Here is a 23,248-nt window from a genome sequence, read left to right on the forward strand (position 1 = left end):
ATCGTCGCAGGGTGCCATCCTCGGCGCTGGTATGGGCTTGTCCTCACAGGCGAGCGATACCGATCTGACACGATGCCGCAAGCAAGGCCGGGACCGTCTACGATCGTTTCACGTTTTCTAACACTCGTTCTCATGTGCTTACGAGCCTCCCGGGATCGTTCGCTCTACATGAAGTGTGTGAACGCAGCCCAGCCTCTAGCCGACCTCGGCCCCCTTCCGATGCCATCTGCCGCCTATGAGATGGCGCGGATGCTGGCGGCGACCTCGCCGGTCGTGAACGAGACGCTGGACGGCGAGACTCAATTGACCCCGGTTTGGGAACATGGCGATGTTCATAGCAGTTTTACCGCCATGAAAGGCCACGTCGTCACCACCTATCACGGTGGCGAGCGGGCGATTACGCTACGAACTGGTTCCTCACGCCATGAGGGTCGGGCTCGACCGGGTGCGATCAGTCTAATCCCAAGTGGCCACGCTGGTCGATGGGACATGACGGGCCCTCTGCGCGTCTCGCATGTCTTCCTCGGAGAGGACCGCCTCCAGCATTGTGCGGAGGCATTGCATGCAGGCAAGACGGTTGAGCTCCTCGATCGTGCCGGTTTCGACGATCCTGTCGGTGCAGGTATCATGCAGATGCTCAGCGCCGAAGCCGTGTCCCTGGCCCAACCATCGCGACGGTTGTTCGCCGAGCAGGCTGTCGATCTGTTGTGCACCCAGCTTATACGCTCGCATTCCTCCTCAAGCCCGGTTGTCCCGGCGCGCGCCCTCCGCGGCCTCGCTGACTGGCAGGTCAAGCGGGTGAAAGACTATATGCGTGAGCACCTCGATCAGCCGATCAGTCTCGACGATCTCGCCGGTCTTGTACGGCTCAGTCGTTTCCACTTCTGTACCGCGTTCCGGACCGCAACGGGGCGAACGCCGCACGACTGGCTCGTCGGCCAACGCATCGCCCGAGCGCGTGAATTGCTTGGCGACCGCGACCGGCCGGTTACCGATATTGCCCTTTCGGTAGGCTACGAGACGCCGTCAGCGTTCTCAGCGTGTTTTCGCAAACTCGTCGGTGTGACGCCCTCTGAGTTTCGACGACGCCACGCCCTCGAGCTGCAGGATCTTTGATTCCACCGGGCAGAGGGATCGGCCGATAGGCCCCACTGCATAGAGCGCCATGCCGTGACTGATAGGTCGCAGGGCTTCCGTCCTGGGTCTGCAGCTTCCCTTCTGGCGCACAATGAACGGTCAGTGATTTCAAGGGGCCGGAGCACGTGATGCGTCAGAGCCTGTTGTAGCTTCCCGCGAAGGCGCCTGGCGTCAGTCCAAACGCGAGGCGAAACCGTCGCGCAAAATGGCTCTGGTCCACAAAACCGCAGAGTAGGCCAACTTGCGCCAGGCTGTGGTGACCATTGATGATGAGCTGTCGGGCGTGATCGAGTTTCGATCGCTCGATGAACTCCATCGGCGTACGACCGGTGCTCAACTTGAACATGCGGGCGAAATGGAACCGGCTGACACCTGCCACGACGGCGAGACTCGCCAGTGAATGCTGATCTTGCCAGCGATCGCCGATATGTTCGATCACCCGACGCAACGTGGCGGGACTCAAACCCCCTTGAGGAGGCGCCTGTACGTCACGACCTGCAACATGTTCCACGAGATAGGCCGCCAGCGCGAGCGAAAGGGCTTCCCACCTAAGCCCTTTGGTGAGATCGTCAGGAGAGTGGAGCTCCAGGTTGAAAAGATCCACATAGTGCTCGACCATTCGGTCTCGAAAGCCAAACTGGTTCGGAAGATCCTGCTCTCCCCCCGACCGTCGGTGAACTTCGCCGATTAACGATGGCGGAACGCGCATCAGCATGATCGCGCCCGGCTTGGTCCATGACCAATGGGAGTCCATTCCATGGGGATGAACCGTCACGTTACCGTAGGCGGCAACTCGCTCATCAACCTTCCCGTTACGTCGCTGAGTAAGGGGGGTCGAGCCGGCGATGCGCATCGCGACCACGTCATGGTTCGGAGACAGGGACATCGCCTCGCCCGGTCCCCGCCACCAATGCACGTCAGCCACGATGCCACCCCAACCGAGCTGACGATTACTCAAGTCCGGCGCATGGTTCAGCCTGGCTAGTTCCTGATCCAACCGCTGCTCCTCGTAAGGCGTCCGAGACCCGGCGCTTGTCCCTCGCAGGTTCCCCGTTGCGGCAACTAGCTGCCGCAGACAATGACGCTCAAGCGTTGACGCTCCCACGACAGGCAGGAAAGCGCAAGATCATACCGGAGTCGCAACATTCTCCTATTATCACGTTCCGCTACCGGTCTATGATTACACGGCTGTCGCCCGGAGGCTACCGTGGAGGGCTCAACACGAGAGGCGGCACTTTGGAGCGTCGGGAGTCGGAGGCTCGAGAGTCCCACACCAAAACAGCTTAGTAAGCGTTCAGGTTACTCCTTATAAGTTGTTGGGCGTTTGTGTAGTCATCTGTGTGGTTGGTTTTTTATTGTTAATAGCAACGTTAGAAGTATCGTCTGCAATTAGCTTGATAATATCCTTGTTGATCGTCCTTGATTTTGGAGCTCGTGTAATAGTCCCATGCGATCATCGATCGGTTTGAATGCAGGTCAAATGTCATGATGATGAGTTGGTTCCGAGACATGGACGCTTCGGGCCGCCGGACGTTTTGGGCCTGCTTCGGGGGGTACGCCCTCGACGCAATGGACGTGCACCTCTATGCGTTCGTCGCACCGGTGCTCATACTACTGTGGGGCATGTCGAACGCGGAAGCTGGCATTCTGGCGAGCGTGACGCTGATTGCCTCGTCGCTTGGCGGTTGGGCCGCCGGCCTTCTTGCCGATCGCATCGGTAGGATTAGAACGCTTCAGATCACCGTTCTTTGGTTTTCCTTCTTCGCCTTCCTGTCCGGTCTCACCTGGGATTTCGGCTCGCTGGCAGTCACACGTGGACTGCAAGGGTTGGGGTTCGGCGGAGAATGGACGACGAGCGCGGTGCTGATGGCCGAAGTAGTCACACCGCAGGTTCGCGGACGCGCGCTGGGTTTCATCCAAAGTGCCTGGGCGATCGGCTGGGCTTGCGCAGCGATCACCGCGACTACCCTCCTGTCCGTGCTACCTCCTGAAATCGCATGGCGTGCTGTGTTCTTGGCGGGGCTGGTGCCCGCAGCGTTCGTGCTCGTTATTCGCGGTCGCATTCCGGAGTCCGCCCTGTTCAGGCAGGCGCGACATACCGCCCCGGTATCGCCGTACGCAATCTTCTCGGCACCCTACAGCGGGGCAACCGTGCGGGCCACCTTTCTCGCGTTCGGCGCCCATGGAGGGTACTACTCGCTAACCACCTGGCTCCCACTTCTGCTGCGAACCGAGCGTGGCATGACGATCATCGCTTCGGGCAGCTACTATCTCACCCTCGCCGCCGGTTCGCTGCTCGGTTACTGGACTGGAGCTTTCGCGAGCGACGCACTGGGTCGGCGTCCGACCTTCATCCTCGCCGCTACGGGTGCCATCGCCTGCGTCCTTGTGGCGACTACCGCTCCGCTCACCGCCGGGCAGATGATAGCGTTCGCATTCCCGTTGGGTTTTTGCGCGTCAAGCATCTACGCGGGCCTTGGTGCACAGTTCGCCGAACTCTATCCAACCCCGATCCGTGGTTCCGGTCAGGGTTTTTGCTTTAATGCGGGCCGTGGCTTTGCCGCCATGTTCCCGGCCCTTGTAGGCTTTGCCTCGGTCGACAATGGACTGTCTCTGTCGATCGGCCTGCTGGCGAGCCTCGCGTTTGGTTTCGTGATCGTGGCGGCCTTGCTCTTGCCGGAGACGAACGGTCGGGCACTGCGTACGGGCTTAGGGGGCGAGAATGATACCTGATACGCAAAGGCCCCAAGCGGACTTCTCCTTCGGCTCATTCGATGTGTTCCTGCCTGAGAGACGGATCGAACGCGAAGGCCTTGCGGTCAAGATCGGGGCGCGCGCCTTCGACATCCTCTCGGTGCTTCTGGATCATGCCGGCAACACAGTCAGCAAACAGGAGGTCGCGGACCATGTCTGGCCTGGCATCACCGTGGGCGAGACTAGCCTTCGATTTCAGATCGTAGGCCTACGAAAACTCTTGGCCGAGGGCGATGACGACCGCGTGATCGCAACCGTGCCTGGGCGCGGATACTGTTTCGTAACGCCGGTGACCCGCCACTTACCCACGCCTTCCGTCCCCTTCCCGAACCCTGACGATCGGCCCTCCCGGCTGCCCGGCAGGCTGTCGCACATGCTCGGACGCGAGAAAGAGGTCACCGGGCTATGCGCAATGCTAAAGGAACATCGGTTCGTAACGGTGCTCGGGACCGGCGGCATTGGCAAGACAACGGTTGCAGTCGCAGGCGCGCACGCCCTTTCGGACTGGTTCGCGCGCGATATCTGCTTCGTTGATCTCGGCTCAGTCACCGACCCACGGCGCGTTGCTTCTACAATGTCCGCATCGCTTGGTTTCGCCGTTAACGACGGGGATGCGGTTGCTACATTGGGCACGTTTCTCAAGCAGCGCCGCATCCTCGTCGTCCTCGACAGTTGCGAACATGTGATCGCAGCGACCGCAGTTCTGGCGGAGCGCCTTTTTCAGGCGGCGCCCCAGCTCCACATCATCGCGACCAGCCGCGAAGCGCTCCGGGTCGAGGGCGAGCATGTCTTCGTGCTCGCACCATTCGCCTGTCCCGATGATGACGACGCGATCAGTGTCGAGCGACTTCTGGAGTTCCCATCCGCTCGACTGCTGCTCGACCGTGCCGCTGCGGCGGGCACCCCGATAAAACTCGGTCCGGGCGATGCAGGCATCGTCTCCGACATATGTCGGCGTCTCGACGGCATCGCCCTTGCAATCGAACTCGCGGCGAGTCGCATACCGGCATACGGGCTGCGCGGCACATTAAACCTCCTGAATGACAGGTTTCGGCATCTTCAAGGTGGTAGGCGGACTGCAATTCCCCGTCACCGGACGCTCGCTGACACGCTCGCGTGGAGCTATGACCTACTTGACGAAAGGTCGCGCCTGATACTTCAGCGCCTCGCGCTGTTCATAGGACCGTTCGGCCTTGAGGCCGCGAGCGTCGTCAGCGATGACTCTCTCGACGAAGTCGAGGCGATCGAGATCATCGAGAACCTCGTGGCCAAATCGCTGATCGCGATTTGCCGTACGGTAGACTCGGTGCGGTATCGATTACTCGACACTACGAAGGCCTATCTTGTCGACAGGTTCGCCGTATCACGTGATGCCGACGCAGTGCGTCGTCGCCATGCGGAGCTGTTTCGCGACTTGGCGGCCGGACCGGTTGGGAACGACATACCACAAGAACTCGAGGCCGAGCGTGTGCCTAACCTCCGGATAGCGCTTGATTGGGCCTTCGGACCCGGTGGGGATACTGCGCTTGGTGTAACCGTCGCAGCCGCCGCAGCACCGCTCTTCCTGCGGATGTCACTGCTGACCGAATGCCGCGACGTGACCCTTAGGGCGATCGCGGCACTCGATGATGCGGGCAGCGGCTCGCTATTCGAGATGGAGCTTCAAACCTGCCTCGGTCAGTCGCTCATGTTTACCTCCGGGAATACCGACGATGTCGAGCAGGCCTTCCAGCGCGCTCTGGTGCTCGCCGAACGCTATGGGGACCTCATTCGTCAGTTTCGCCTGCTAGGGGCTCTCCATATCTTCTACGAGCGCACTGCCGACTTCGGTAAAGCGCTAAGCCTTGCCCAGCGCGGCTTCGACCTAGCGGAGCGCATCGGCAATCCGGCCGGCATCGCCGCGGCCCATTCGCTGCTCGGCATCGCCTGGCACCTCCTTGGGCGCCACCGCGAGGCAGACCTTCATCTTGCACCGGCGATGAAGCAGCTGGAAGATCAACACGGCATCGATCCAATCGGGTTTGGTTTCGATCATCGCAACCGGGCCTGCATCACCGCCGCCCGCAGTCTGTGGCTACAGGGGTTCCCAGACGCTGGTGCCAGCTTGGCGCGTGACACCGTCGAGGCTTCGGCCGCACTGTCGCATCCGGTTACCCATTGCATTGCGCTGATCTGGGCAGTCAGTATCGCTGAATGGCGAGAGGACTGGACCGCAATGGACGGTTTCGTCGAGCGATTCTCGGCGCACGCCGATCGCCATTCGCTTCGTCCCTATCTCGCGGTCAGTGCCTGCATGCGTGGGCAGCTCGCCATCCGGGCAGGGGACATCGAAAGCGGAATCTCAATGATCCAGGCGAACTTGGTATCACTGCGTGCCGCCCGATACGAAATGCTCACAACCGGTTTCATGACAACGCTCGCAGAGGGCCTGGCCCAGACCGGAAAGGTCGACGAAGCGCTCGAGATCATTACGCAATGCGAGGACGCCGTCGAGCGCAATGGCGACCGACTTCACACGCCAGAGGTCATGCGTGTACGCGCCAGCATTCTGGCTCTGATGGGCGAAGTCGCCAAAAGCCGCGAAGTCCTCGAGCAGAGTTTAGTTTGCGCGCAAGCGCAGTCTGCGACAGCGTGGGAGCTCAAGAGCGCCTGCGACCTGGTCGAACGTGGTGACCGCAACGCGTTCACGTTGCAGCCGATCCTTACGAGGTATGGGCCCTCAAATAGCGACGCCACAAGGCTCCGCGCTCAACGACTGCTGGAAAACCTCGGCTGATCCGAGTTTGCTTCTACGTTGGGCAGTGCGCGCCGGTATCGATCCACCTGCGGATCAATTTTCCGAAAGCTGCCTGCGTGCCGGGAGCCGGATGACGGCCAGGTCCGGGGCGCCAAGCCCAGCCGACCAGATGATCCTCGGCCATATGGTGCCAGATGGCCTCCAGCGACCGGTTGCCGTTTCGCTTTGGGTCTTTGATCTGCTCGCAGATCTGCGCCAGCGAGCGACCCTGCCAGCTCATCTCAGGGGGTGCGAGGCCCCAATGCGGATCGCCTGGAATGCTCTTGATCCCAGCGGCGAATGTCTTGACGTTGGCCGGGCCGTGACAGGTCGTGCAGGCAAGGCCAGGTTGGCCCCGACCGGATTTGCCCGCGAACATCGGCGGGTTGTGTGGCCGCATCTCGTCGCCCTGGGTAGGACGAGGTGTCCGCGGATGACAGTTCATGCAGCGCGGGCTCTCGATGACCTTGCCGGCCTCACCGAACAACGCGGCCGAACGTTTCGCGGGATCTGCGATTGCATCGAAGTCCGTGACGTCTCGAAGGTTGATCGAGGGATTGGGGGCGGCCTTCGCAGGAACAGGATCGCTTGCGCCGAGCGTCACCCCCGCGACCAGAAGGGCCGCGGATCCCGCCAGCGCAAGCCGGCTCGCCATCACTATCGAGGTGTGCGGGCGCGTCATAACCGTACCACCAGGGTCGGATCGAGCGGCAGGGTTGTCACGCGAGGCCCACCGGCGGCCCGGATCGCATTGAGGACGGCTGGTGCGACAAGTGCCGTTCCAGGCTCCCCGACACCGCCGGGATCCTCGCTACTTTGGATCAGGGAGACAAAGATTTCCGGCATCTCATTCATCCGAAGAACGCGGTAGTCGTGGAAGTTGGACTCCACCACCCGGCCCTGATCGAGTGTGATCCGACCGTACAGGACGGCGCTGAGCCCGTAGACGATGCCGCCCTCGATCTGCTGTCGAACAAGAACGGGGTTCACGACATGACCGGTATCGATCGCACAGAAGATGCGCGTCACGCGGAATGCCCCGCTCTCCTGGCGGGTGACCTCGGCCACCATTGCGACATGGCTGCCGAATGCCGAAACAACGGCTACGCCGCGACCTGACCCCCTTGGCAGTGGCAACGTCCAGCCTGAGTCGGCAACAACCCGCTCAAAGGCGCCAGAGAGCCGGGATCTCGGCTCGAGTAGCGCGCGGCGATACGCGACCGGATCCATGTTCGCGCGCAACGCGATCTCATCGATCACGCCTTCGACGATCACGGCATTACGGGTGGCGCCCACGCCACGCCAGTTCCCGACCAGTAGGCCCTCGGGAGGTTCCTGACGAACGAACTCAACCCGTGTGTTCGGAATCGCGTAGGGGCTTGCGGCATCGTCGACTGCGTCGAGATCGATGCCGTCCTTGGTAAAGCCGGGTAGGAACCGGAACATCACGCCGGGCGCCACCAGTCGATGCTCGAAACTGATTGGCATGCCCTTGGCATCGAGCCCGACGCGGACTCGGCTGTGGTTGTGAAAACGGTATGCGTCCTGGCGCATGTCCTCCTCGCGGCTCCACATCACCTTCACCGGTGCGCCGACGATCCTGCCGATCCTCACAGCCTGGATCACCCAATCATGCTCAAGCCGGCGCCCGAAACCACCTCCGATAAAGTGGCTGTTGACGCGAACCTGCTCGATCGGCAGCCCGCTGGCCTCAGCCGCCGCCTTACGAGCGCGTCCGGGCACCTGGCTCCCGACCCAGACTTCACAGAAGTTGCGCGTCACCGAAACCGCGCAGTTGAGCGGCTCCATGGCCGCATGGGCGAGCATCGGCAGGCGGTAGGTGGCCTCGAACGAGCTTGTGGCCGTCTTACGGGCGACTGCGACGTCTCCCTTCTTCTCGGCAACGAGCCCTTGGTGATCGAGCGCGGCGTCGAATGACGCAATCAGGTCAGCGGTCGAATGCGTCGAGCCCCCGGTCCATTGCGGATCCAGTGCGGCAAGCCCTTTGCGCGCTGCGCCGCCGTGGTCGGCAACGACCGCTACCGCGTTGTCTAGGCGCACCACCTGGCGCACGCCTGACACCGCGAGCGCTGGCGCCTCATCAACAGAGGCCAATCGCCCGCCGATCACCGGGCAGCTCATTGCAGCCGCATGGCGCATCCCAGGCAGCTGGACATCGAAGCCGAATTTGGCACTGCCGTTGACCTTGGATGGCGTGTCCAGCCGACGCTGTGGCTTGCCGATCACCTTGAGACCGGTTGTACGCAGAAGCGGATTTTGCGGCACAGGAATGACACGGGCGCGGTCGACCAGGTCGCCGTACCGTGTCCGCCGCTTGGTCTCCGGATGAAGCACCCAGCCGAGTTCCGCCCGACAAGTTGACGGATCGACAGACCAGCTGCGCGCCGCGGCCTCGACGAGCATGATGCGTGCCGCAGCGCCAACCTGCCGCATTGTCTTCCAGCCCGCACGAATGGAGGCTGAGCCCCCGGTGATCTGATCCCCAAAGAGCGAACTACCGTAGAGCTTGTCGTCACCGGGCGCGAGCTCGGTCTGGATCGTCGACACATCGACCTCCAGTTCCTCTGCCACAAGCATCGCAGCACCCGTCAACGCGCCCTGCCCCATCTCCGCATAGGGAACGACCAGGGTTATCGCACCCGTGCGATCGATCCGGAGAAACTGGTCGGGCTTGAAGCCGATTTCAGGACTAGTCGCGGCGTCGACCGTGCCGAAGCCAATGGCCAACTGACCGACGAAGGCCGAAGCGGTAAGCAGGAACGTTCGCCGTGCCAGGCGCGCATCATCAAAGGGAAGAGTAGTCATCTCATGCGACCTTTCGCGCTGCCGAAATCTCGCTCGCTGCCTGCTTGATGGCCGCGCGGATCCGCCCATAGGTGCCGCACCGGCATATGTTGCCCGACATCACCATATCGATATCGGCATCGGTCGGTGTACCGTTGGCTGCGAGGAGCGAAGCGGCCTGCATGAGCTGTCCGGACTGGCAGTATCCGCACTGGACTACCTCAAGGTCGAGCCAGGCCTTCTGAAGTGCGCGTCCTATCGGGGAGCGATCAAGGCTTTCAATCGTCGTGACCGACGCTTGACCCACGGCCTCCAACGGCGTCACGCAGGATCGCTTCGCGGCGCCATCGAGATGGACCGTACAGGCACCGCACATAGCGATACCGCAGCCGAACTTGGTACCGGTCAGGCCGACGATGTCGCGTAACACCCACAGAAGCGGGGTGTCAGGGTCGGCGTCAACCCGGTGGGCCTGGCCGTTAACTTTGATCTGGCTCTGCATCACACGGCTCCCATCTGCATGCATGCTGCATCCGCATGGTCGGACGTGTCACGTTATGAGATGTTAGTTTGCGTGAAGATCCCGTGAGTGTTCGACCGTTGAGCCAGGCTCAACGGTCGAACTCATATTAGTCGTTCGAACTTGGCGGACGGCCAGCGCTACCGTTCTTCGAAATCATGACAGGCGCGGCGTCAAGTTCGCGCTTCGAGGAGAAGATGTATGCGGGTCCGCGCCTTCGCCGCGTCCCTTCTTGGAAGCAGCTGTCTGCTGATCGCTCCCACCCCTGCAGTGGCAAGAGAGAGCGCGCCAGCTGACGCCGCGATCATCGACATCGTCCGCCGCCAACAGACGCTCATCGAACAGCAGGGTAAAGAGCTACGTGAACAGCGTGTTGAACTCGAGGCTCTGCGCACCCGCGTTGTTGCGATCTCGGCCGCGCCACATTCCATTCAAACGCCTCGTGCGGAGGTGGCGAGCCTCATGGCGGCAAACGAGCCCAGGCCGGCGACTGCTGTGCCCGCGAGCGACGGCGAGAAAACCAAGGTGAAGTTCGGCGGCTGGGTCCAGCTCGACATGCTCTACTTTCCGAATGCCCGGCCCGGCGAGTCCGAGGATCTCCTCTACCCGCGCATCTTCTCGGTCGATCCGACCGCCGTGGGCCGGGGACGTTTCCGCGCCAGCGCCCGCGACACGCGGTTCAACGTCGAAATCAAAACGCCAACCTCCGTCGGCTCCTTTCGCGCGTTCACCGAGTTCGACTTCTTCGGCTCAGTCGTCAACAATGCGCAGAGCCAGCTCAACTCCTATGATCCGCGGCTGCGGCACGCCTATGTCGAATGGACTAGCACTTCGGACAAGATCGCGGTGCTCGCCGGTCAGCATTGGTCGCTATTCGCCAATCCGGTCTCCTATGCCACCGTCTATAATCCCCTGCCGCTGGGCTCGGTGTTCGTGCGTCAGGCCCAACTTCGTGTCAGCTACAATGTCGCGCCGGGAGTCACGCTGGCGGTATCCGCTGAAAACCCGCAGGGTGACGTGGCTGGTGCTGGCGGTGCCGGTATCAACGAGCAGTTCGACAAGCTGCCGGATCTCGTAGCAGCGGCGCGGATCGAGCGGCGTTGGGGTGCCCTGCAGATCGGCGGCGTCCTGCGCGAAATAGACGAGACGCAGCCTGCCGGCAGCGCCGTCGCCTGGGGCGTGAGCGGAAGCGGAATGATCAAGCTGCCGCTTTTCGACGGCACGCAGAAACTGCGCTTCCAAGGAACGTACGGTACCGGCGTCGGTCGCTATATCGGCGAGCTTGGGGCTGGCTTCGACGGCCATATCTCGCCGGGGCAGCGCCTCAAGACCGAGCCGGTGTTTGCCGGCAATGTCAGCTACGAGCACGTCTTTGCGCCTTGGCTCTCAGGCACGATCCAGGGTAGCTATGTTAGCGTCGAAAACCCCGTTGGGGTGGCCCCCAATTCGATCGAGACGGTCAAGGCGTTCGCGACCAACATCGTCGTCCATCCCGTTACCGCGCTCGATATGGCGCTCGAGTATATCACCGCAACCCGAGGCAACGTCGATGGAACAAATGCGACGCGCGACATCATGCGTTTCTCTACCCGCTACCGCTTCTAGTCATTCGAACGGCGCACCCGCTTCCGCCACAATGAACGGCGCGATCGCAAGGACATCGGCGTCCAGGCCCAGAGCTGTCTGGCCGCGGTCGAATGTCGCCTTGACCGAAGCGCTGACGGGCATCGTGATCCCCCGCTCTGCTGCCTGCTCGAGCAGCAAGCGAAGGTCCTTGCGCATTAGTTCGAGCCGAAACCCGATCTGCGGGTTCCCGGATGCGACGCGGTCCTGAAGCAGCGCTTGGCTCGCGAAGCTACGGGCCGTACCCCGGTTTAGCGTTGCAAGCATCGTATCTGCCGAGATGCCGGCGCGCATCCCCACCGCAAGGGCCTCTGTCGACGCGACAAGCGTCGCACACAGTATCATGTTGTTGATCAGCTTGAGAAGATGGCCCTGCCCGACCTCGACGCCGATCAGCGACACTGTTTCACCGTAGACATCGAGGATCGCTCGGACGGCCTCGAACTCCTCCCCATCGCCAGCTGCCATGATCGTCAGCGTGCCGGCCTTCGCTGCCGGCGTCGATCCGGCGAGCGGAGCGTCGAGATAGGCGATCCCACGCTCCGCCAAGGCAGCCGAGACGACGCGCGCCATCGCCGGTCCGGTCGTCGAATGGTCGACGATCCGGCGGACCCTGCCCCCCTCGACAAGCCCTGCAGGACCCACGCAGACCTTCTCGACGATCTCCGGCGTAGGGACGCAGACCATCACGGTCTCCGCTGCGTCAGCCACCTCGACAGCGCGCGCCAGCGCTATCGCACCTGCCGCAACGGCCGCTGCGACCGCCGCTGGATCGGGATCGCAGATATAGACCGGTAACCCGGCCGCAAGCAGGTGGCCAACCATCGGTCTGCCCATCTCACCAAGCCCGATGAAGCCGACTGGCCCTGGTTCGTCGAACGCCGACATTTGAAACCTCCTATGACGTATCGCCCGACGTGCTGCCGCCGGGGCCAGTAGGCCGCAAGCGAGATGCATGCCTTGCGTCGTTGAGTGTCACGCAACGGTCGACGGCGAATTACTCGTTCCCGCCCGATACGCGCTTAGGCGCATTCTACTCCGTGAACCGCCGGAAAAGGCCGGACAAGCTGTGGAGAGCGTGATGGCGACCAGAGAGTTTATGAGCGGCGATCCCACGAGAGGTGTTGTCCTGCCAGCGGCAGGTGCAGGCGTTGAAGACGCCCGGATCACGCCGCGGCACAGGAAGGTCATGGTCGCCGCTACGCTCGGAACGATCGTCGAATGGACCGACTGGCTCGTGTATACGACGTTCGCGTCGGTGATTGCCCAGCACTTCTTTCCCTCGCGGGACCCTCTCACCAGCCTGCTGGCCACGCTTGCAGTCTTCGCAGTTGGCTTCGTCGCTCGCCCGATTGGCGGAGCGGTGCTTGGAGCCTATGCCGATCGCTACGGCCGCAAGAAGGGGCTTACTTTATCGATCCTCCTGATGGCCGGAGCGTCGCTCGTGATCGGCCTGTGTCCAACCTACACGGAGATCGGCGTGCTGGCGCCGATAGTGCTGGTGGCGGCAAGATTGGTCCAAGGGTTCTCCGCAGGCGGCGAGTTCGGATCGGCGTCCGCCTTCCTGGCGGAGACGGCTCCACCTTCGAAGCGCGCCTTCTTCGCGTCCTGGCAATGGTTCGCGATCAACGCCGGCGTTCTGCTGTCGACGATCCTGGGTTATCTCACCGTATCGGTGACCAACGACGCAGAACTTTCGTCGTGGGGATGGCGAGTCGGCTTCATCGCTGCGGCTGCGCTCGGTGTGGTTACGCTCTGGATCCGTCGGGCAGTCGCTGAATCAACGCTGTTCGAAGAACATAGGGCTGCTGACGCGGCGCCGCGTCGCAATCCGATCCGCGTCGTGCTGTTCGATCGGCCGGGAGTCGCGCTCCGCGTTGTCGGGATCTCCATGGCGGGCAACTTGCTGAATTACATCTGGATGGTGAACTACCCGAACCATGCGCATGCGCTTGCGGGCGTTCCATTGCGCGATGGACTGCTGGCCGCAATCATCGCAATCACTATCTCCCTTCCGCTGATCCCGTTCGTGGCGAAACTTGCCGACCGTTATGGTCGGAAGCCCATCCTATTGACGTTCTCGATCGGATCGATGCTGTGGGCCTATCCGAGCTTCGCCTTGCTTCAGCCCGGTCTCACCATGGTTCAACTGACCCTGCTGCAAACGGTCGCAATGATCCTACTAACGGGATACGCGGCCGCATCCGCTGCGGTAATGTCCGAACAGTTCCCCGCAGCAGTGCGGGTAACCGGCATTGGCCTACCCTACGCAATCTCAGTGACGCTATTTGGCGGAACTGCCCCGTACATCGTGACCTGGCTCGCTGGTAGCGGGAACGGCAGTTTGGTGTGGGTCTATCTCGCTTTCATCTGCCTGGTTTCGACGCTGACCTACGCGACCATGCGCGAGACCAAAGGGACCGAACTGGTCTAGCCGACGAACGTTACTGGACACCCGCCACTCAGGGATTGGGATGGAACTGCACTTGCTCACAGCCGCCGCCCTACACTGGAAGCGCAACCTCTGGGTCTGCTTCGGAGGCTCGTTCACGACGATGGTCGGCATGACCCTGCTGCTGCCGTTCCTGCCGCTCTACGTCGAGGAACTCGGCGCGAGTGGTCTGTCCGAGATCGCGTGGTGGTCGGGGGTCGCTTATGCCGCGACTTTTCTCACAGCGGCGATTGTCGCTCCTCTATGGGGACGGATCGGCGACCGCTATGGCCGCAAACTGACGCTGATCCGCGCGAGCCTCGGGATGGCCATAGCGATTTCGCTGATCGGACTGGCGGGCAACGTGTGGCAGCTAGTCGCGCTGCGGGCGCTTACGGGACTGCTTGGCGGCTATGCTTCGGGCTCAATGACGCTTGTCGCGGTCCAGACCCCGCGCGAGCACAATGCATGGGCGCTTGGCACGTTGTCCTCGGGCATCATGGCAGGCAGTCTTGTAGGACCACTAGTCGGCGGATTCCTGCCGCCCCTGATGGGGATCCGCAACATCTTCTATCTATCGGGTGCGGTCATCTCGATTGCCTTCCTTGCGACCGCCCTCCTGATTGTCGAAGACAAGTCCACGATCGGACCGCGTGCGCCAAAGGCGATCGGAAACGCGGATAGGCTCGACCGGCCGTTGGTGGCCCGCATGCTTATGGTCGGCATGCTTCTAACGCTCGCCAATTTCTCCATCGAGCCGATCCTGACAATCTACGTCGGAAGCCTGGTCGAGCCGGCCAACGTCACGATTGCCGCCGGCCTGGTGATGGCGGCCGCTGCTCTCGGCAGTATTGTCTCAGCCCCGCATATGGGGCGGCTTGCCGATCGGATCGGACCGACGCGGGTGATCGCTGGAGGCCTGACCATCGCCGCGCTTCTGCTCGTCCCGCAGGCATTCGTAACAGCGGAATGGCAGTTGCTGGCTCTGCGACTGATGATGGGCCTAGCGCTCGGCGGCCTTCTGCCGTGCATCGCCAGCCTCGTGCGACACGCCGTCCCTGACCAAGCGGCCGGGACGGTGTTGGGACTGTCGACATCGGCTCAATATGCAGGACAGGTCATCGGCCCCCTCGCGGGTGGCTTCGTTGGCGGGCATTACGGTCCTCGCACCGTGTTTGCCGCAACGTCCTTGGTCATGCTGGTCGGCGCGCTCCTGGTGGCAACCGCCCGCGACAACCGCATGGAAACGGGTTGACCCTGGATGGGGAATGCATAGCGCCGGACAATGCGGTGCGCGACAAGTCCAGTCGCGTTTTCCTTATGGTCGAACGGAGTGGGCGACGACTTCGATGGAGGGCCATTGCAGGCCTGATCCTTTTTTCGCGGAGTGTCCCGAGACGCTGTCATAGGCTAGCGTTGGGGCGGTCGACCCATTTGTCGAGCAGGGAGACGGTATGCATCCGGTAGAGACACTCGAACTCGTGATCGCTCTGCTCCTGGCAACCCTTGCATTGCATTGGATCGCTGCGCGCTTGAGATTTCCACCAGCTGCAGCGTTGCTGGTCGGCGGTGGCACGCTAGCGTTCGTACCAGGACTGCCGACGATTGAACTCGATCCCGAACTCGTGCTGGTTCTGTTTCTGCCGCCGTTGCTGATGGACGGCGCCTATTTCACCGCCGTGGCCTCCTTCAGGCGGCATCTGGCGGAGATACTCTCGCTGGCGGTGGGCGCGGTCGTGTTCACAACCCTGGCGGTCGGTCTCGTCGTTCATTGGCTGGTGCCTTTGCTCCCATGGGCGGCGTGTTTCGCGCTTGGTGCAATCGTATCGCCACCCGACGCCGTGTCTGCCCGCGCCGTTCTAAAGCGCGTGTCGCTACCACGGCGCCTGAGCACGATCATCGAGGGCGAAAGCCTACTCAACGACGCGAGTGGCCTTGTCCTCGTTCGGTTTGCAGTCGCAGCTACCCTGACAGGAACGTTCAGCGTGACGGATGCCACCATGAGCTTCGGCGTTCTAGCGATCGGCGGCCTGGCGGTTGGCGGAGCTATCGGCGCGCTGTGGCTTTTCATCCATCGACATCTGCACGACGAGACGCTGATGATCGCCGCGTCGGTTATCCTGTGTTGGGCGGCCTATCTCGCGGGCGAGGCGTTGCACGTGTCCGGCGTGATCGCGACGGTCGCGGCTGGTCTGGTCTATGGTTGGTATCAACACGTGATCTTCACGGCGAGCGTCCGCATCCGCGGGTCGTCATTCTGGCACGTGATGGTCTTCCTGTTCGAGGCAATGGTTTTCATCCTGATCGGCTTCTCGCTGCGGGGCGTCATGCTCCGGGTCGGCGGGATCGAAACCGTGTTCGCGACGATGGCGGGACCGGTGGTCGGTGCGCTGGTCGCGATGACCGCCGCTCGGTTCGCCTGGGTGTTCGGTAGCGATGCGATCCTGACGTTGCTCGGACAATTGCATCTCACGAACCGCCAGCCGCTTGGTGCGGGGGCTGCGACCGTGTTGGGTTGGGCAGGCATGCGCGGCGTCGTCACGTTGGCAATCGCGCTGACTTTGCCGGAAACGATGCCCGGGCGCGATCTGATGCTGGTTACCGCCTTCGCAGCGATCCTCGTCACCGTCCTCGTGCAGGGATCGACTTTCGGGCTCCTCATTCGTGCGACACGGCTCGTCGACCGTGATCCACCGCCCCGCTTGAGCCTTGCCGCCGCCGAGGCCCAGGTTGCGCAGGCTCAGCTGGTGCAGGTGTCGGCGCTCGCGCGTAGCGATGACGGCGAACTGCTCCATCCTCGCCTTCTGGAGACGTACGAACGGCGTGCCAGACAGACTGGCGACTACTCGGCGGACGAGTCCGCTTTCACGGGTGCGATTAGCGCACATTTCGACATCGTCATCGCCGCCGTCGCTGCCGGGCGCGCCGAACTGGTCAGGTTGCACCGCGCCGATGACATAGGTGACGAGACCCTTCATGACCTTGAACACGACCTCGACCTTGAGGAACTCGCAGCCATCTCAGCGAAGGCCTAGGCTCCGCAGCGAGCAGTCAATAACCGCGGTCCAGCCCAAACCCGACGGGGGCGCACGCTCCGTTAGCCCGGAGGAACTCTGAAAACACAGTCATCACATTGGAGCGCCGCGTTACAGTAGCAAACCTTCGTGATACCATCGGCGTACTTCGTAGTATTGCACGATCCGGTTTGCCCGGAACTACACTGCGCGTGCTTCAGGTTAAATTCGTGCGATCTCGCCTCATCCTGCCGCTGAATTTTTTCACGGATAGGTTCGGGTAAATCCTCGAAGCGTCTGAAACCGGATTTCACGGCGTCGACGAAACTTTGGGGAAGCGACTCTTTGCCGGTCATGCAAGTCTCCTATTGGGAGGGTCGGCCTTGAAGCGAATTGGCGACGGCTTGTCCGATCAGGTTGGCGAGATGCTGATCGTCCAAGGATTTTAACGGCGTAGCCTTCCCGGCCACGTCCTCCTTAACTTTGCCCATCGTGATGGTAAGATCATCGGTATGGATACGTGAAGCGGCGAATAGGTTACCACTTTGATTTGCGGTTAGCTCGACCAGCTTCCATGCTGGCGTGATATTACCACCGGTCGTAACAATGAACTTCACCTGATACGTGAAAGTCTCGTACGGCGATTCTCCCGCTTTGCGCGTTACCGCGCCGTTCTGCATCGAGATATCCACCCCTTTCAATAGAAATTCGGCGATCTTGAGATCACTCGACAAGTACGGGCCGATGGACGGTTCGCATAGTTCGGGCTTGATTGGCGATTCAAGCAGTTCCTTGAACGAGTAGAAGAAGCCTATTGTCTCGGTACGTGTCGCGTCGGCGGACCACGTGAAGCCAAGACCGACGCTTCGATTCTGCGCTGTGGTTACGTCGCCGCTCCCAAAAACCGTCACTGCGTTCGCTAAGGGATGGTTGAGTGTAAGCCCGGGCGCAAAGGCGTTTTTGTTGTTCACAGACAGCACGAGACTGATCTTGGCACCCCATTCCGAAAGCCACTTGGCCCGCAATTCCGGAGGCTTATGTGCGTTCAGCTTATCGAACGCGACCGCCTGGTGTACGGCTGACGCAAGCTGGCATTGGATGTGATAGATAAGATGCTGTTCAGACAGCGTTTCATCTCTTAGGGTTTGCGAGCCGTTCCTAAGATTGGGGGTGGTTGTGGCACAGCCACCAAGCACCAGGATCAAGGTTAGGAGAGCGCACTGCGTAGATTTGTTTTGTCGCAAAAGTAACGCCCCCCCAGGCCGATCAGGAAGACGAATCGAAGTCTTCCAGCTTTCGGCCAGAGTGTTGCGCGAACTTTAAGCTCAGGCAAGTGACGATCATCGAGTACGTCGAGCCATAAGCGGGATGGCGGTCATTCAGGGGCGACCTATTCCAGTACGCTGGACTCGGATAAGTCGACAGAACTAGCGGGGGCGCTGATGCATGAAAGTGCCTGAGGCGATCGCGATCAGGGTTCCCGAAGCATCGATCAATTCGCCGCTTGCGAAGTAAAGTTTCCGCCCCGCCTTGGTCACGCGGCCGGTGGCTGTCAAAATGCCCACGTTGGCTTTGGCAAGATAGCTGACCGTCAGCATCGTGGTGACGGCATTGCCCGGTGCCGACTCCGCATCGCTCCAGAGGCCCGCATAGCCACAAGCTGCATCGAGGATCGTCGCGATCACGCCGCCCTGCAGGTTGCCGGCCCGGTTGAGGTGGCGCGCTTCAACGGCGATGCGGAACTCCGACTTCCCCGGCCCCCAGCGGACGAGCCCGATACCAAGATAATCCAGCAGCGGGTTCTCGTCATGAACCGGCCGCGCGCCGCGCTCGTTGCTTGTCATCTGATCAACATCCGTTGCCGAGCACGTCGTCATGTTCACCAAGCGTTGGCGATGAATAACGAGGCGGAATGGCTGTGCCGCCGATCGCGAAGCCCGGCATGACGACATCGCCGGCGATCGGGTGTATGCAAGTCACCAGTGTCCTAACAGCGTCGATCTGTGGAGAGTCACGCACGCCGGCATAGTCCGAAACCGGCGCGCAGATGACGTCATTCGCCTCGAGCACGCTCAACCATTCCGCGGTCGGTCGGCGCGAGAGGATCCCGTCGAGCAGGACCGTTAGCCTCTGACGGTTCGCCATACGGGCTGGTAGCTCAGCGTAGAGAGGGTCGGTGGCAAGATCCGGGACCCCGACGGATGCACAGAACCGGTGCCAGCGTTCGGGTTGGTAGGCCGCGATCAAGATATGTCCATCCGCGGTTTTGTACGCCTCATTCGGCGTAGCATAGGGAGCGCCGCTGCCGCACCGTTTCGGCGGCTCACCGGTTGTGAGGTAGCCCGCGAGCGGTATCTGCTGCAGCATCAGAGAACTGGCGAACAAACTGACGTCAAGATGACCGAGCGCCGCCCCGTGATCGCGCTGACGCAAGGCGGCCAGCACCGCGATCGTTGCCTGGAAACCAGTCACCATGTCGATCACCGGCGCCTGCACCTTGGAAGGCGGATCATTCTCTCCACCGGTTATGCTCATGAGACCGGTCACGGCCTGCAGCACGCCGTCGACACCCGGTCTGTCAGACCAGGGACCCGTCTGGCCATAGGCGGAGATCGAACAGTAGACGATATTCGGGAAAAGGGCGCAGATCACGTCATGACCGATGCCAAGCCGGTCGGCTACCCCCGGGCGGAAGCTCTCGACCAGAACATCCGCCGTCTCGATCAGACGGATGGCTTCAGCCCGCCCATCTTCGGACTTCAGGTTGATGACGACGCTGCGCTTGTTCCGGTTGAGCGACATAAAAAGAGTGCTTTCACCGTTCGCGAATGGCGGTCCCAGCGACCGGCCGACGTCTCCCGACGGAGGCTCGACCTTGATGACGTCGGCTCCCATGTCGGCAAGCAACATCGTGCATAGGGGGCCCGCCGCGATCTGACTGAAATCAACGACCCGAATGCCGTCCAGAGTGCCAGTGAGAGGGTTCGGCGGCGCGGTTGTCGAAACCGAGGGAAATGCGCCGCTCATCGACCCTTGAACTCCGGCGGACGTTTCTCGGTGAAGGCGCGTCGCCCTTCGGCCCGATCCTCCGTGTCCTTCAACATGCCGAACACCATCTCCGCCATGTCGAAGAGGGCCGAGCGCGGCAGCACCTCGGTCTCGCGCGTCACCCGTTTGGTAGCCGCGACCGACAGGGGGGCGTTGGCGGCGATTGTCGCTGCCAAGTCCGCGACCCGCTGACTGAACTCCGCCGCCGGCCATACGTCGCTTACCAGTCCGATCCGCAACGCCTCCGCTGCGTCGACCCTGGCACCGGTGAGCAGCATCTTCATGGCCGCCGCGGCAGGGATTGCGCGTGCCAGCAACGGACCGCAGACGCCAGCGACGCTGCCGACCTTGACCTCTGGAAGCGCGAAGCTTGCACTGTCCGCTGCAACCCTGAGATCGCATTGCAGCGCGATCTCGAGGCCGCCGCCCAAACAATACCCCTCGACGGCCGCGATCATGGGTTTCCAGATCCGTAACGGTTCGAAGTTCAGGAACCGGACATACGCACCACGAGCGACGGCCCGCTCGTCTGCTGCAACCCAGGCGCGGGCGTACGCGTCACGCGAGGGCGGTGTGCGCTTGAGATCCGCGCCGGTCGAAAATGCACGGTCTCCCGCACCCGCGATGACGATCACCCGGACAGTCTCATCGTCGCGTGCGGCAATCAACGCGCCCCGAAGACCGACTTGGGCCTCGACGTCCAGCGCGTTCAACGCTTCAGGGCGATCGATCGTGATGGTAGCGACGCTACCGTCGATGGCATAGCGGACGGGCATCACACGCTCGGACTCGAAAGACTGCGACCACCGCAAACGTACAGCAATTGACCGGTCATATAGCTCGACGCGCGCGCCGCGAAAAAGAGGACCGCATGCGCGATATCCTCAGGCGTGCCGATGCGCTGGACGGGAACGCTTTTCTTGAGCCGTTCCTGTACCTCGGGCGCGAAGCTCTGGAATAGGGGTGTGTCGACGATGCCGGGGGCGACAGCATTGACTGTGATGCCCTCCTTCGCGAGTTCGATCGCTAGGCTCCGCGTCAGGCTAACGACCCCGCCCTTCGCCGCCGAATAGTTGGATTGGCCAAAGCCGCCCAACCAGGCACGCGACGAGATATTTATGATCCTGCCATGCTGCCGTTCGATCATCCCTGGCACGACTGACTTGCAGGTCAGAAACTGAGACTTCAGGTTGGTCGCGATCACCGCGTCCCAATCGTCCTCGTCCATCTTCACAAGACGCTTGTCGCGAACAATCCCGGCATTGTTCACAAGAACATCAATGCGCCCAAAAGCGTGGTCGATGGTATCGAAGGCGGCGGCCACCTCATCCTTGCTGGTGACGTCGGCACGGACCGCGATGACGCGACGGCCAGTCCTGGTCGCAAGATCGCACGCCGCCTGTTTTGCGGTTGCCTCGTCGAAATCGACGATGGCAATATCGTGACCAGCGTCCGCCAATGCACTGGCGAGTCCGAGGCCGATGCCACGCGCTCCACCGGTGACGACGGCGATGTCGTTGTTCACCATCGCTCAGACCCCCAGCAGATGGACGGCGGAGGCGGCGTGATCGACGCCTGCGATGCCGCCACCGGTGCATTGAGCGAGGCCGACGCGTGCCCCCTCGACCTGACGGCCCACCGCGCGCGCCTGCAACTGCCAGACGAGTTCCACCATCTGCGCGACGCCGGTAGCGCCAAGCGGGTGTCCCTTCGCCAGCAGGCCGCCCGAGGGGTTCACCGCCACGCGGCCGCCAATCTCCGTCGCCCCGGACAACAGCAGGTCGGCACCCTCCCCGCGGTTCGCCAAGCCGAGCGCCTCATAGTAGAGCAGCTCGGCGATCGTGAAGGCATCGTGCAGCTCGACCACGTCCAAGTCCCGTGGTCCAAGCCCGGCTTGTTCGTAGGCCGCGCGTGCCGTCCGCGCAGTGATCTCAGCATCCAGGATGTCGTCGCAGCCCTCTTCGATATGCCCGGAAAGTACTGCAGACCCGAGAATCCGGACCCGCGGGCGACCACTTGCCGGTTTCTTGGCTGTCAGCACCAAGGCTGCGGCGCCATCGACTGCGGACGGACAACATTGCAGCAGGGTCAGCGGCTCGGCGATCGGCCGCGATGCCATCACTTCTTCCAAAGTGACCGGGGTGCGCTGCTGCGCCAGCGGATTACGCGCGCCGTTGGCGCGGTTCTTGACGGCGACGTGGGCCAGCACGTCCATACCGAGATTGCGTTCGTATAGGTAGCGCGAGCCGCGCATGGCGTAGACCGTTGGCAGCGTCATGCCCTGCTGCGCATAGAGCTCAGTCTTGTAGTCGTTACGCTGGAGTGGGATCGTACCGCCACCAAGCTTCGTGAGCTGCTCGACACCGAATACAATCACTGTGTCGTAGAGGCCAAGCTGCAATGCCTGGCGCGCCAGGTGGACGGCGGTGGCGCCGGAGGCACAGGCATTCTCGACGTTGTAGATCGGCGGCCCTGTAATGCCCAGATCGCGGAGCAGAACCTGCCCCAGAACCATGCCGCCATAGACGTTCGCGGCATAGAAGGCCTGCGCATCGTCTGGATCGATCCCTGCATCCGAGATTGCGCCCAGTACGGCGGCCTGGGTCAGGTCCTGCATGGACGAATTGGCGTGGCGTCCGAACGGCGTCATGGCCGCGCCGGCGATGTAGATCTCGCGGTTCATCCTACGGTCTCCTCTGCGGCAACGAAACGATAGGCAGGGTTAACGTCGCCGTCGGTTGCGGCTGCCTCGTCTGTCACGGCCCGAACGGCCATACCGATGCGCGGCCGATCGTCTCCGGCAAGATCAAGGCGGCCGAACACACGGACGTCTTCAGGGAAATCGGCATAGATCAACGCGAACGGCGCCTGGCCGGTCTTCGGATTGGGATGGATGACGGTGAAACTGTAAAGTGCGGCAACATCGGAAAGCGTTATCGGCTGAAACCGTGCGGCAGCAGGCGAATGCTCGGGAATCCTCGGGAATACGCCGTGCCCGGACGTCCGGTCGCGCGAGGCATGCAACGTCAATGAGGGACGCCGATCGGCGGACTCGTCCGCTGCCCCTACCTTCTCGATCATCGACACCGCTACCTCCCTATTCCGTTATCCTGAAGGTAGAAGGTCCCTGCCTCAGCGCA

Annotated in this window: 19 protein-coding genes; 7 read left to right on the plus strand and 12 right to left on the minus strand. The window is 62.1% G+C overall.

Annotated features, from left to right (window positions below; all coding sequences use genetic code 11):
* Nucleotides 1–177: 177 nt before the first annotated feature.
* On the plus strand, nucleotides 178–1,116 hold the full coding sequence (locus tag ACFSGX_RS12265; RefSeq protein WP_380930277.1) for a helix-turn-helix domain-containing protein: 939 nt from the start codon (nucleotides 178–180) through the stop codon (nucleotides 1,114–1,116).
* A 154-nt stretch (nucleotides 1,117–1,270) separates the two neighbouring features.
* Here the strand turns inward: ACFSGX_RS12265 and ACFSGX_RS12270 are convergent, their stop codons facing one another.
* Nucleotides 1,271–2,134: a helix-turn-helix domain-containing protein gene (locus ACFSGX_RS12270; RefSeq protein ID WP_380930279.1), complete on the minus strand. Its 864-nt coding sequence runs from the start codon at nucleotides 2,132–2,134 to the stop codon at nucleotides 1,271–1,273.
* Between the two features lie 488 nt (nucleotides 2,135–2,622).
* Between ACFSGX_RS12270 and ACFSGX_RS12275 the strand changes: the two genes are divergently transcribed.
* Both ACFSGX_RS12275 and ACFSGX_RS12280 read left to right on the plus strand, forming a co-directional pair.
* Entirely contained in the window at nucleotides 2,623–3,870 is a 1,248-nt protein-coding gene (locus ACFSGX_RS12275; RefSeq protein ID WP_380930281.1) for an MFS transporter, read from the plus strand.
* On the plus strand, nucleotides 3,860–6,667 hold the full coding sequence (locus ACFSGX_RS12280; protein WP_380930283.1) for an ATP-binding protein: 2,808 nt from the start codon (nucleotides 3,860–3,862) through the stop codon (nucleotides 6,665–6,667). The genes ACFSGX_RS12275 and ACFSGX_RS12280 overlap by 11 nt, the downstream gene beginning before the upstream one ends.
* Before the next feature lie 13 nt (nucleotides 6,668–6,680).
* Here the strand turns inward: ACFSGX_RS12280 and ACFSGX_RS12285 are convergent, their stop codons facing one another.
* From ACFSGX_RS12285 to ACFSGX_RS12295, 3 genes are read right to left on the minus strand one after another with little or no spacing between them, the layout of a single operon-like run.
* A complete protein-coding gene (locus ACFSGX_RS12285; protein ID WP_380930284.1) occupies nucleotides 6,681–7,349 on the minus strand; it encodes an Isoquinoline 1-oxidoreductase subunit in 669 nt (222 codons plus the stop codon).
* Entirely contained in the window at nucleotides 7,346–9,493 is a 2,148-nt protein-coding gene (locus ACFSGX_RS12290; protein ID WP_380930285.1) for a xanthine dehydrogenase family protein molybdopterin-binding subunit, read from the minus strand. The genes ACFSGX_RS12285 and ACFSGX_RS12290 overlap by 4 nt, the downstream gene beginning before the upstream one ends.
* A gap of 1 nt (nucleotide 9,494) precedes the next feature.
* Complete coding sequence (locus ACFSGX_RS12295; protein ID WP_380930287.1) at nucleotides 9,495–9,974, minus strand: (2Fe-2S)-binding protein; 480 nt, start codon at nucleotides 9,972–9,974, stop codon at nucleotides 9,495–9,497.
* Between the two features lie 219 nt (nucleotides 9,975–10,193).
* On the opposite strand from ACFSGX_RS12295, the gene ACFSGX_RS12300 reads away from it, so the two are divergent.
* A complete protein-coding gene (locus ACFSGX_RS12300) occupies nucleotides 10,194–11,597 on the plus strand; it encodes a porin (protein WP_380930289.1) in 1,404 nt (467 codons plus the stop codon).
* Here ACFSGX_RS12300 and ACFSGX_RS12305 read toward each other — a convergent pair whose 3' ends face one another.
* On the minus strand, nucleotides 11,598–12,503 hold the full coding sequence (locus ACFSGX_RS12305) for an NAD(P)-dependent oxidoreductase (protein ID WP_380930290.1): 906 nt from the start codon (nucleotides 12,501–12,503) through the stop codon (nucleotides 11,598–11,600).
* 301 nt (nucleotides 12,504–12,804) lie between these two features.
* Here ACFSGX_RS12305 and ACFSGX_RS12310 point away from each other — a divergent pair, with 301 nt between their 5' ends.
* The 3 genes from ACFSGX_RS12310 to ACFSGX_RS12320 all read left to right on the plus strand — a co-directional run bounded on the left by ACFSGX_RS12310 (nucleotide 12,805) and on the right by ACFSGX_RS12320 (nucleotide 17,081).
* Nucleotides 12,805–14,049, plus strand: a complete 1,245-nt coding sequence (locus ACFSGX_RS12310) for an MFS transporter (RefSeq protein WP_465270301.1) — start codon at nucleotides 12,805–12,807, stop codon at nucleotides 14,047–14,049.
* 40 nt (nucleotides 14,050–14,089) lie between these two features.
* Nucleotides 14,090–15,301 carry an MFS transporter gene (locus ACFSGX_RS12315; RefSeq protein WP_380930293.1) on the plus strand — a complete coding sequence of 404 codons (1,212 nt, stop codon included), beginning with the start codon at nucleotides 14,090–14,092 and terminating at the stop codon, nucleotides 15,299–15,301.
* A gap of 199 nt (nucleotides 15,302–15,500) precedes the next feature.
* Nucleotides 15,501–17,081: a Na+/H+ antiporter gene (locus tag ACFSGX_RS12320; protein WP_380930295.1), complete on the plus strand. Its 1,581-nt coding sequence runs from the start codon at nucleotides 15,501–15,503 to the stop codon at nucleotides 17,079–17,081.
* A 344-nt stretch (nucleotides 17,082–17,425) separates the two neighbouring features.
* Here ACFSGX_RS12320 and ACFSGX_RS12325 read toward each other — a convergent pair whose 3' ends face one another.
* The 7 genes from ACFSGX_RS12325 to ACFSGX_RS12355 all read right to left on the minus strand — a co-directional run bounded on the left by ACFSGX_RS12325 (nucleotide 17,426) and on the right by ACFSGX_RS12355 (nucleotide 23,189).
* On the minus strand, nucleotides 17,426–18,265 hold the full coding sequence (locus ACFSGX_RS12325) for a hypothetical protein (protein ID WP_380930297.1): 840 nt from the start codon (nucleotides 18,263–18,265) through the stop codon (nucleotides 17,426–17,428).
* Between the two features lie 222 nt (nucleotides 18,266–18,487).
* On the minus strand, nucleotides 18,488–18,937 hold the full coding sequence (locus tag ACFSGX_RS12330; RefSeq protein WP_380930775.1) for a PaaI family thioesterase: 450 nt from the start codon (nucleotides 18,935–18,937) through the stop codon (nucleotides 18,488–18,490).
* Entirely contained in the window at nucleotides 18,909–20,087 is a 1,179-nt protein-coding gene (locus ACFSGX_RS12335; protein ID WP_380930299.1) for a CaiB/BaiF CoA transferase family protein, read from the minus strand. Before ACFSGX_RS12335 ends, ACFSGX_RS12330 begins: the two co-directional genes overlap by 29 nt.
* Nucleotides 20,084–20,884, minus strand: coding sequence for an enoyl-CoA hydratase/isomerase family protein (locus ACFSGX_RS12340; RefSeq protein WP_380930301.1), 801 nt, complete (start codon nucleotides 20,882–20,884; stop codon nucleotides 20,084–20,086). Before ACFSGX_RS12340 ends, ACFSGX_RS12335 begins: the two co-directional genes overlap by 4 nt.
* Nucleotides 20,884–21,636: an SDR family NAD(P)-dependent oxidoreductase gene (locus ACFSGX_RS12345; protein WP_380930303.1), complete on the minus strand. Its 753-nt coding sequence runs from the start codon at nucleotides 21,634–21,636 to the stop codon at nucleotides 20,884–20,886. The genes ACFSGX_RS12340 and ACFSGX_RS12345 overlap by 1 nt, the downstream gene beginning before the upstream one ends.
* A gap of 3 nt (nucleotides 21,637–21,639) precedes the next feature.
* Complete coding sequence (locus ACFSGX_RS12350; protein WP_380930305.1) at nucleotides 21,640–22,791, minus strand: thiolase family protein; 1,152 nt, start codon at nucleotides 22,789–22,791, stop codon at nucleotides 21,640–21,642.
* Nucleotides 22,788–23,189, minus strand: coding sequence for a Zn-ribbon domain-containing OB-fold protein (locus ACFSGX_RS12355; protein WP_380930777.1), 402 nt, complete (start codon nucleotides 23,187–23,189; stop codon nucleotides 22,788–22,790). Before ACFSGX_RS12355 ends, ACFSGX_RS12350 begins: the two co-directional genes overlap by 4 nt.
* Nucleotides 23,190–23,248 lie beyond the last annotated feature (59 nt).

Source organism: Sphingomonas arantia (genome assembly GCF_042682045.1).
Classification (GTDB): Bacteria; Pseudomonadota; Alphaproteobacteria; order Sphingomonadales; family Sphingomonadaceae; genus Sphingomonas_R; species Sphingomonas_R arantia.

Excerpts from the sequence above, each read along its gene's own strand:
- ACFSGX_RS12295 (WP_380930287.1), bottom strand. The coding sequence starts at position 9,974 with ATGCAGAGCCAGATCAAAGTTAACGGCCAGGCCCACCGGGTTGACGCC.
- ACFSGX_RS12280 (WP_380930283.1), top strand. The coding sequence starts at position 3,860 with ATGATACCTGATACGCAAAGGCCCCAAGCGGACTTCTCCTTCGGCTCA.
- ACFSGX_RS12315 (WP_380930293.1), top strand. The coding sequence starts at position 14,090 with ATGGAACTGCACTTGCTCACAGCCGCCGCCCTACACTGGAAGCGCAAC.
- ACFSGX_RS12335 (WP_380930299.1), bottom strand. The coding sequence starts at position 20,087 with ATGAGCGGCGCATTTCCCTCGGTTTCGACAACCGCGCCGCCGAACCCT.
- ACFSGX_RS12355 (WP_380930777.1), bottom strand. The coding sequence starts at position 23,189 with ATGATCGAGAAGGTAGGGGCAGCGGACGAGTCCGCCGATCGGCGTCCC.
- ACFSGX_RS12345 (WP_380930303.1), bottom strand. The coding sequence starts at position 21,636 with ATGGTGAACAACGACATCGCCGTCGTCACCGGTGGAGCGCGTGGCATC.
- ACFSGX_RS12300 (WP_380930289.1), top strand. The coding sequence starts at position 10,194 with ATGCGGGTCCGCGCCTTCGCCGCGTCCCTTCTTGGAAGCAGCTGTCTG.
- ACFSGX_RS12320 (WP_380930295.1), top strand. The coding sequence starts at position 15,501 with ATGCATCCGGTAGAGACACTCGAACTCGTGATCGCTCTGCTCCTGGCA.
- ACFSGX_RS12330 (WP_380930775.1), bottom strand. The coding sequence starts at position 18,937 with ATGACGACGTGCTCGGCAACGGATGTTGATCAGATGACAAGCAACGAG.
- ACFSGX_RS12275 (WP_380930281.1), top strand. The coding sequence starts at position 2,623 with ATGATGATGAGTTGGTTCCGAGACATGGACGCTTCGGGCCGCCGGACG.
- ACFSGX_RS12350 (WP_380930305.1), bottom strand. The coding sequence starts at position 22,791 with ATGAACCGCGAGATCTACATCGCCGGCGCGGCCATGACGCCGTTCGGA.
- ACFSGX_RS12340 (WP_380930301.1), bottom strand. The coding sequence starts at position 20,884 with ATGCCCGTCCGCTATGCCATCGACGGTAGCGTCGCTACCATCACGATC.
- ACFSGX_RS12305 (WP_380930290.1), bottom strand. The coding sequence starts at position 12,503 with ATGTCGGCGTTCGACGAACCAGGGCCAGTCGGCTTCATCGGGCTTGGT.
- ACFSGX_RS12285 (WP_380930284.1), bottom strand. The coding sequence starts at position 7,349 with ATGACGCGCCCGCACACCTCGATAGTGATGGCGAGCCGGCTTGCGCTG.
- ACFSGX_RS12290 (WP_380930285.1), bottom strand. The coding sequence starts at position 9,493 with ATGACTACTCTTCCCTTTGATGATGCGCGCCTGGCACGGCGAACGTTC.
- ACFSGX_RS12310 (WP_465270301.1), top strand. The coding sequence starts at position 12,805 with ATGGTCGCCGCTACGCTCGGAACGATCGTCGAATGGACCGACTGGCTC.